The sequence below is a fragment of the Stackebrandtia sp. genome (assembly GCF_035643755.1).
Classification (GTDB): Bacteria; Actinomycetota; Actinomycetes; order Mycobacteriales; family Micromonosporaceae; genus Stackebrandtia.
Genome location: NZ_DASQPW010000318.1, coordinates 1 through 8,582, shown reverse-complemented (window position 1 = coordinate 8,582; position 8,582 = coordinate 1). Strand labels below are relative to the sequence as shown.

Genomic DNA, 8,582 nt, shown 5'->3' with positions numbered 1-8,582 from the left:
GTGCTCGACGAGCAGCCCGTCCTCCAGGACGGCGATCTGGGTGCTGTCGCCGTAGCCGCGGACCACCATGGTGCGGGCCACCGACTCGCGCCGGGCCAGGAACTCCGATTCGCTGAGCACCTGGGGGCGGGTGCGGCGCTGGCCGCGTCCCTCCCGGCGGCGTTGCCGCTTGGCCTCCAGGCGGGTGGAGCCGGACAGGCCCTGGACGTCGTCGCCGCTGGATTCGCGGGCGCGGCGCACCTTGACCACGACCTCGGTCTGGCCGTCCTCGCTGGGCGCGTCGGAGGAGTCGGAGCCGGCGCGCTTGCGGTGGCGCCGGCGGCGGCGGGTGACGCCGTCGGCGTCGGAGCCCGCGCTGTCGTCGGAGTCGGAGCCGTCGGAGTCCGGGTCGCCGGAACCGTCGGCGCCGTTGCCCTTGCCGCGGCCACGGCCGCGGCGGCCCCGCCGTCCGCGTCGGCCGCGACCCGCCTCGTCGTCGTCGGCGTCGTCCTGGGACGAGCTGTCGCCGCCGTCGTTGGTCTCGGTCTCGGCCTCGGTGGTTTCGGTGGAGCGGCGTCGGGTGCGACGCCGGACCGCCGGGGTCTCGGAACCGGGCGTTTCGGCGCCGTCGGTGGCGGCAGATTCGCTCTCGGCCTTGTTGCGGTTGCTCCGCACCCGGCGCCGGGGCGCGCGGCCGCCTTCGCCGGTGTCACCGGAGCTGTCGGCCTCGGCCGGTCGGGCGACCGGCGCGGGGGTAGGGGGTGCTACGAAAAGGATGGGTGCGGGCTGCACCCGTTGGCTATTCGTTTCGTCGTCCTGCATGTGGAAATCCACTCCGTTTTCCGCCGAGCCCGGGCGCGCGACGCGAGTACGCGTCACTGCGCAGCCACACGGGCGCGGCTAGTCAGCCGGTGGCACCCCGGAGGATGCCACCTAAGTCCTCAACGTCCGGTTCCAAACACCCCTAGAACCGGACGCGCCTTTACGGCGGTCTACACGACGACGTCCCGGCGTCCGCCGGTCAGGCGATCATTCTCCCGCACCGACACTTGGGTGTTCGCGATCCGCGCGGAGTGGGTCGGTGATGTCACCGGACTCCGTCAGCGGCCCCTGTGCAAGCCGGGTGACTCGGGGTGGCACCGGCGGCACAAGACTGGCTACCAGCGACAACCCAGACAAGACGTCATCGGGCCGTACCGCAGGTGTCACCTGCCGCACGACAAGGTCGAGTATGGCATACCGTTCGCCGTCTCCCCCGGCAACCGGTCTCACCGAGGCGTGGACCACGGCGGCGCGGGCGTCGAAGGCCCGATCGCCCTTCTTGGTCAGGCGGGTCACGGTCACGGTTTCGGCGGCCAGGAACGCCTCCACGGCCGCGTTCGCCACCTCGACGGTGACGCCGGGCAGCTCGATGCGCCACGCCGACGCCTCCATGCGGTCGGCGAGGCCGGAGGTGTGCGCCTCGATCGCCTCGGTGATGTCGAGGCCGGGCGGCAGCGCGGCGTCCAGGGCCTTGAGGAGGTCGTCGGGCCCCATCCGGTCGCGCAGCGCCAGTTCGGCGTATTCGGCCTCGCTGGCGACGCCGGTGGGTGCGGCGGCGATGTAGGAGATCCGGGGGTGGGGGTGGAAGCCCGAGGAGTAGGCGATCGGGAGCTTGGCGCGGCGGACCGCGCGTTCCAGGGCGCGGGCGAAGTCGCGGTGTGAGGTGAAACGCAGCGGGCCGCGCTTGGCGTAGCGCACCCGCACCCGCTGCACGACCGGGGCCTGCTGGTCGGGTTCCTTGCGGCTCATCGCTGCCCCACCACGCTCAGCGGCAGGAGCTTCTTGCCGGTGGGGCCGATCTGGATCTCGGTGTCCATGGAGGGGCAGACGCCGCAGTCGAAGCACGGGGTCCAGCGGCAGTCGTCCTGCTCGACCTCGGCGGTGGAGTCCTGCCAGTCGGACCACAGCCATTCCTTGTCGAGGCCGGAGTCGAGGTGGTCCCAGGGCAGGACCTCGTTCTCGTCGCGCTCGCGGGTGGTGTACCAGGCGAGGTCGACGCCGTGGGCGGGAAGGGTGGCCGCGGCGGCGCCGACCCAGCGGTCGTAGGAGAAGTGTTCGCTCCAGCCGTCGAAGCGTCCGCCTTCTTCCCAGACGCGGCGGATCACGTCGGCGACGCGGCGGTCGCCGCGCGACAGCAGTCCCTCGATGAGCGAGGGCCGTCCGTCGTGGTAGCGGTAGCCGATGGCGCGGCCCAGCGACTTCTCCGAGTTGATGGCCTGTTTGAGGAGCTTGAGGCGCCGGTCGACGGTCTCGGGGTCGGCCTGGGCGGCCCACTGGAAGGGGGTGTGCGGTTTGGGGACGAACCCTCCGATGGAGACGGTGCAGCGGATGTCGCGGTTGCCCGAGGCCTGGCGCCCGGCCTTGATCACCTTGTGCGCCATGTCGGCGATGCCCACGACGTCCTCGTCGGTCTCGGTGGGCAGGCCGCACATGAAGTACAGCTTGACCTGGCGCCAGCCGTTGCCGTAGGCGGTGACGACGGTGTTGATCAGGTCGTCTTCGGAGACCATCTTGTTGATGACGCGGCGGATGCGTTCGCTGCCGCCCTCGGGGGCGAAGGTGAGGCCGCTGCGGCGTCCGTTGCGGGACAGCTCGTTGGCGAGGTCCACGTTGAACGCGTCGACCCGGGTGGACGGCAGGGACAGCGAGACGTTCTCGCCGGTGTAGCGGTCGGCGAGGCCGGAGCAGACGTCGGCGATCTCGGAGTGGTCGGCGCTGGACAGCGACAGCAGGCCGACCTCGTTGAAGCCGGATTCCTCGATGCCGGTCTCCACCATCTCCCCGATGGTGGTGATGGAGCGTTCCCGCACCGGGCGGGTGATCATCCCGGCCTGGCAGAAGCGGCAACCGCGGGTGCAGCCGCGGAAGATCTCCACGGCGTAGCGCTCGTGGACGCTTTCGGCCAGCGGCACCAGCGGTTTCTTGGGGTAGGGCCAGGCGTCGAGGTCCATGGTGGTGCGCTTGTGCACCCGGAAGGGGACGTCGGCGCGGCTGGGCACGACGCGCTGGATGCGCCCGTCGTCGAGGTAGTCGACGTCGTAGAAGCGCGGGACGTAGACGCTTTCGGTGCGCGCCAAGCGAAGCAGCAGTTCGTCGCGGCCGCCGGGGCTGCCGGCGTCCTTCCAGTCGCGGACGATGTCGGTGATCTCGCCCACGGCCTCCTCGCCGTCGCCGAGGACGGCGGCGTCGATGAACTCGGCGATGGGTTCGGGGTTGAACGCCGCGTGGCCGCCGGCCACCACGATCGGGTGATCGTCGGTGCGGTCGGCGGCGGTCAGGGGGATGCCCGCGAGGTCGAGGGCGGTCAGCAGGTTGGTGTAGCCCATCTCGGTGGCGAAGGACACACCGAAGACGTCGAAGGCGGCGACCGGTCGGTGCGCGTCCACGGTGAACTGCGGGACGCCGTTGTCGCGCATCAGCTTCTCGAGGTCGGGCCACACCGCGTAGGTGCGTTCGGCCATGGCGTCGGGGCGCTCGTTCAGCACCTCATAAAGTATTTGAATACCTTGATTCGGAACGCCGACCTCGTACGCGTCGGGATACATCAGGGCCCAGCGCACCCGTGCGGCGTCCCAATCCGTCGCGACGGCGCCTAGCTCCCCGCCGACGTACTGGATAGGCTTAGCCACTTGGGGAAGAAGCAGTTCGAGCTGCGGATAAACGGAGGTCACGCTCATAACTGTCCAGGGTATCGAGCCGAAAACGCCGTCCGGCGGGGGTCGCCCGGGCGGTCATCGTGGTGCGCATCGCGGCATCGCGCGCGGCTCCGACGCGTTCAAGGCCGGCGTGTTGCTGGTGGTCGTGGCCGTGCTGCTGGCCGTCGCCGGGGTCGTCGTGTGGTGGATGTCCACCAACCACGGCGGTGAGACCGGCAAGTACCACGCCAGCCGCGTGAAGAACTTCTGCAAGTCGGTGGACACCAAGGCGTTCAAGAAGCTGACCCCCAAAGAGGACAAGCGCGACGCCACCTCGGACGTCAAACAGGACCCGGCCGTGTTCACCTGCTCGGTGCCGATGGCCTCCGGCGACGGATCCACCGACTACCTGACGGTCACCCTCAACGCCGAGGCCCGGGTCGCCTCCGACGTCGACGACGCCACCGAGATCTTCACCAGCCAGCTCGACGCCGAAAAGGCCAAGGGCTACAAGGTTTCCAAGTCCAAGCAGACCGGCGACGCCGCCGCGACGGTGATGGTGGCCCCGCACGCCTCGCCCCAGGTGTGCCGATCGCACGTGCGCGCCAGCAACGCGGTGCTGTCGCTGACCGTCCTGATCTCCGGCAAGGGCCTGAGCTGCGAATCCGACGCGCCGAAGCTCCTGCTGGACGTGAGTCAATCCACGCTAGACGTTATGGGATCGGAATAAACCTCGCCTTCCGGTCGTGTTCACCGTGCGGCATTATCAATAATGAGGCGCGCGGTGCGTTCAGCGTCCGCGTGTGCCTGTGCGCGGCGTTGGAGGATGCCCGCCCCAAAGACCTTTGATAAACGGACACCCGCAAGGAGCCCGAGATGACCTACCCGCCCCCTCCCGGTCAACCCGGTGCTGACGGCTGGCCGGGTGGAGACCCGAATCAGCCGCCCCCCGGCGGCGCCGGATGGCCCGATGGGAACCAGCTTCCGCCCCCCGATCCTTACGCGCAACCGGGATACCCGCAGCAGGACCCGTACGCGGCGCCCGCCAGCGGGGTTCCGGGTCCCTACAGCGCCCCGCCCGCCTACGGTCCGCCCGGCGGACCGGGCATGCCGCCTCCCGGCGGGATGATGCCGATGGGTCCGCCGCCCAAGTCGAGCAACGGAGCCGGGTGGATCATCGGCGGGATCGTCGGCGCCGTGGTGATTCTCGGCGTCGTCGTCACCGTGCTGATCGCCACCGGCGTCTTCGGCAGCAAGGACGACGGGGGCGACTCGGCCTCCGGTTCCAGCGACAGCAGCGACTCGTCCAGCAGCGCGGACTCCGGCGGCGCCAAGTACAAGTTCGCCAGCCAGTTCTGCGACGACGTCGACCTGACCGACGTGAAGTCCGGCGGGTTCGAGGAGTCCTCGGCGCCGTCGAACATCACCACTCCCGGCTCCGACGCGAACTCCGGCATGATGTCGTGCATCGTGTCGCTGGCCGACTCCAACTACGACTCCATCTCGCTGACGGTCAACGCCGACACCTTCGCCGACAAGGACTCGGCGGTCAGCGACTACAAGTCGATGATGTCGACCGCCTCGACCACCCCGGACAAGAACGTGTCCGGAAAGTGGGAGCAGGGCATGTCCGCGGGCGCTCCCGGCACCAGCACGCTGACCTACGGTCTGTACATACAGGACGGAAACCTCGCGATGTCGGTGTCCATCTACGGATACGAGGTCGGCTGGGGCGACAAGGCCGACAGCGTCGCCAAGGACCTCCTCGAGAACACCATGGGCAAGCTCGCGAATTGATCGACCCGGACGGCAGTAGCGTCCGCCGACCATGCGGGCGGTACTGTCCCAGTCAGGCATCCACCGTCGCCAACGCAAAGGAGAAAGCGCGATGACCGGCCCGTACCAGCCACCATCCAACCAGCCCGGTGGTGACGGCTGGCCGGGCGGCGACGTCAACTCGCCGTTTGGTTTGTCGGGGCCCGCGCCGTCGTCGGACGACAAGAAGTCTTCGGAAGACGAGGCCTCGCCGTACGAGGGTGTCCAGTACGAGCTGGAGGGATCCCCGGCCACCCCGCCGCCCCCCAGCTACGGTCCGACGAGCGCCCCGCCCATCAGCGGTCCCCCGGTCACCGGCCCTCCTCCCCCGGCGTACGGTCCCCCCGCACCGGCCTACGGCCCGGCCCCGGGATTCACCCCGCCGCCGGCGAAGAAGTCCAGCAGCGGCCTGCTGATCGGCGGCATCGCCGCCGGCGTGGTGGTGCTGCTCATCTTCGTCGCGATCGTCGTGGTCATCGTCGTCAACTCCACCAGCGGAAGCAAGGACGACGCCAAATACCAGGCGCTGGGCAGCGACCCGTGCAGCCAGATCGACCTGTCCACGGTGAAGGCGATGGTCGACTTCGGTTCGACGCCGACCGGGACCACGTCCACCTACGGCGACACCAGCAACAGCTACTGCTCGGGCACGATGAACAACAGCGACTACTCGGTCCTCGGGTTGTTCTCGATGACGGTCTACGTCGAGGGCACCGTCGACAGCGCCAAGACCGAGTACGACTCCGACAAGTCCTCCCAGTTCACCGGGTGCAGCGGCTCCGACGTGTCGGGCAGCTGGGAGCAGGGATACCTGGGTTCGGGTTCCGGCTGCTACTCGGCCTCGTCGGGAAGCAAGGGCGTCGTGTTCGTGTTCCAGGACGGCAACCTGTCCGGCTACGTCCAGATGTACGTGACCGAAAGCGCCGCCTCGGGCATCGAGGACTCGGCGAAGGCCGTGGCCGAGAGCGTGCTGGACAAGGCCAAGAAGTAGTACCCCGGCGGGACCTGGCGCGGCGGGCTTTCGACGGCCCGATACGCTGCGGAGTCAGCGATCGAGACGTTATCGCCCCCCGCATCGATTGGTCGTGAAGAGAGAGGTACATCAGTGACTGACCGGCGACCATACAATGAGGACCCTTACGGACGCCGTTCGGCCCCACCCGGCCGCGGAGATTACCGTCCCCCGCAGGACGGTCCCGGAAACTACGGTGGTCCCTCCATGCCGTCGCCGCGGCCCGCGCCGGGTACCGGGCCCGGGCAGGCGCCCCGTCCCGCACCGCACACCGGTGGCGGCTGGGCGCCCGGCGGTGAACCCGAGGACTCCGACGCCGAGCAGGACGACGGCGAGTGGTCGTTCGAGGAGAACACCCGCAAGATCGAGAAGCTTGGTTACGTTCCCCGGGACGCACGCGGCGCCTTCGACGAGGAGTCGTTCGACGTCGACCGCGAGACCGCCGACGACCGTTCCAAGTACCGCAAGCGGCGGCGGGCCAAGAAGGCCTCGATCGGCGCTCGGCTGGGGCTCGCGGCCATCGTGATCGTCGTCGTGGTGGCGCTGGTCGGGGGCGTGTGGTACCTGGTCAGCGGCGGCGGGAGCGACGCGAAGTCGGGGCCGGCCTTCGCGACGCTCGACAAGCCCTGCTCCCCATTGGACACCTCGCCGATGAAGTCGGTCATCAACGGCGCCAAGCTGACCAAGCAGCAGGACACGACCGAAAAGCAGGAGCACTCCAGCCAGCAACACTGCGACATGGCCTTCGGCGGTGCGGGCAAGGGCGGCGACATCCAGGCCAACTCCGAGGTGTATCGCCGGGACGCGGGCGCCAAGAACGCCTTCGACGACGCCGCCAGCGAGTCGAAGGACGCGGTGAAGCAGCACGCCGACCTGCAGACCTTCACGAAGCTGAGCAACGTGGAAAGCGGCGGCTTCGCGGTGGTTCGCAAGCCCGACGCCAAGAGCAAGACCGTGGACTACAGCCTGAATGTCTACCGGGACAACGTGTTCCTGGAGATCCGGGTGTCGGTCTACAATGGCGCGGCCTCGGAGCGGCAGGTCGCCGGGTACTCCAAGGACATCGCCAAGAAGTACCTCGACAACTGGGCGGCCCAATAGCCTTCACACGCTGAAGGGGCCCGACGGATCACACCGTCGGGCCCCTTCAGCGTTGTCGTCAGTAGTCGCGGGTGGGTTCGCCGAACATCTGCTTCTCGATCGACGTGGCGTTGGCCCACACGTAGCGCTCTTTGGCGCCGACCCGCAGCATCGCGAACATGTCGTCGTACAGCATCTGGAACAGGTTCGCGGTGTCGGCGCTGACCCGCAGACCCGCCTGCGCGGCCGCGGCCTCGTCGGCGTCGATGCGTTGCAGGATCGTCAGATGCGCGTCCTCCACCGCCTGGGAGCCGTACATGGTCAGGCGGGGAAGGATGGTCAGCTGGGTGCGCCACGGGCCGAGGATCGGCGTGGTGGACGTGCCCTGCTCACCGACGTCGTAGACGTACAGCGCCGGGGAGTGCGGATTGGCGTCGACGGTGACGGGGCGGTCGCCGTGCAGCACGGCGAGCCGGTCCTCGCGGCCCGTCGCGGCGGGGCCGAGACCCTCCCAGACCTGCGGGCGGGTGGTGCACACCGCGACGCGGGCGCCCACGGCCAGGGCGCGGAAGACCACCAGGCGGGCGGCGAACGCGCCGCCGATCACGGCGGCCTTGACGGCCTCGGGACGGAACAGCGGGGCGACGACGGGCTTCTGCTCGGCGTCGCGGCCCAGCACCAGGCCCGAGGGCGGCGCGGGGGTCACCATGAGCTCCAGCGCCTTGCTGCTGGCGTGGAAACCCTTGGGACGCAAGGCATCCACGGGGCGTCCGATGGTGGGGACCATGGTCGGCGCCTGATCGGAGACGACCTGGCCGTAAACCGTGCCCGACGTCGGGGCCCCGGACAGCGGGCGCCCGGTGGGGCCGCCCGAGAACGGGGAACCGGACACGGGGCCGAAGGGGCTGCCCGAACCGGGGACGCCCGAGATCGGCGGGCCCGAGAAGGGGCTGCCCGAGATGGGGGGCCCCGAGACGGGACGGCCGCCAGGCGGCGCGGACACGGGCCGTCCGACGGGC

General features: G+C 69.5%; 7 protein-coding genes and 1 pseudogene. 4 read left to right on the top strand and 4 right to left on the bottom strand.

The features are described 5' to 3' along the window. The 3 genes and pseudogenes from VE172_RS24960 to VE172_RS24950 form a co-directional block, all read right to left on the bottom strand. A pseudogene (locus VE172_RS24960) lies at nucleotides 1-654 on the bottom strand (Rne/Rng family ribonuclease); the annotation flags it as partial. 354 nt (nucleotides 655-1,008) lie between these two features. Further along, the gene (locus tag VE172_RS24955; RefSeq protein ID WP_324804724.1) at nucleotides 1,009-1,770 is read right to left on the bottom strand and encodes a TIGR03936 family radical SAM-associated protein; all 762 of its coding nucleotides are present in this window, start codon (nucleotides 1,768-1,770) and stop codon (nucleotides 1,009-1,011) included. After that, complete coding sequence (locus VE172_RS24950; protein ID WP_324804723.1) at nucleotides 1,767-3,698, bottom strand: TIGR03960 family B12-binding radical SAM protein; 1,932 nt, start codon at nucleotides 3,696-3,698, stop codon at nucleotides 1,767-1,769. Before VE172_RS24950 ends, VE172_RS24955 begins: the two co-directional genes overlap by 4 nt. A 109-nt stretch (nucleotides 3,699-3,807) precedes the next feature. On the opposite strand from VE172_RS24950, the gene VE172_RS24945 reads away from it, so the two are divergent. From VE172_RS24945 to VE172_RS24930, 4 genes are all read left to right on the top strand, one after another. Further along, nucleotides 3,808-4,386, top strand: a complete 579-nt coding sequence (locus VE172_RS24945; protein ID WP_324804722.1) for a hypothetical protein — start codon at nucleotides 3,808-3,810, stop codon at nucleotides 4,384-4,386. Between the two features lie 146 nt (nucleotides 4,387-4,532). Continuing rightward, entirely contained in the window at nucleotides 4,533-5,453 is a 921-nt protein-coding gene (locus VE172_RS24940; protein WP_324804721.1) for a hypothetical protein, read from the top strand. Between the two features lie 91 nt (nucleotides 5,454-5,544). Then, on the top strand, nucleotides 5,545-6,462 hold the full coding sequence (locus VE172_RS24935) for a hypothetical protein (RefSeq protein ID WP_324804720.1): 918 nt from the start codon (nucleotides 5,545-5,547) through the stop codon (nucleotides 6,460-6,462). 228 nt (nucleotides 6,463-6,690) lie between these two features. Beyond that, complete coding sequence (locus VE172_RS24930; protein WP_324804719.1) at nucleotides 6,691-7,584, top strand: hypothetical protein; 894 nt, start codon at nucleotides 6,691-6,693, stop codon at nucleotides 7,582-7,584. A 58-nt stretch (nucleotides 7,585-7,642) separates the two neighbouring features. On the opposite strand, the gene VE172_RS24925 is transcribed toward VE172_RS24930, so the two are convergent. Further along, the coding region (locus VE172_RS24925; RefSeq protein ID WP_324804718.1) for a hypothetical protein at nucleotides 7,643-8,582 on the bottom strand (940 nt) is incomplete at its 5' end.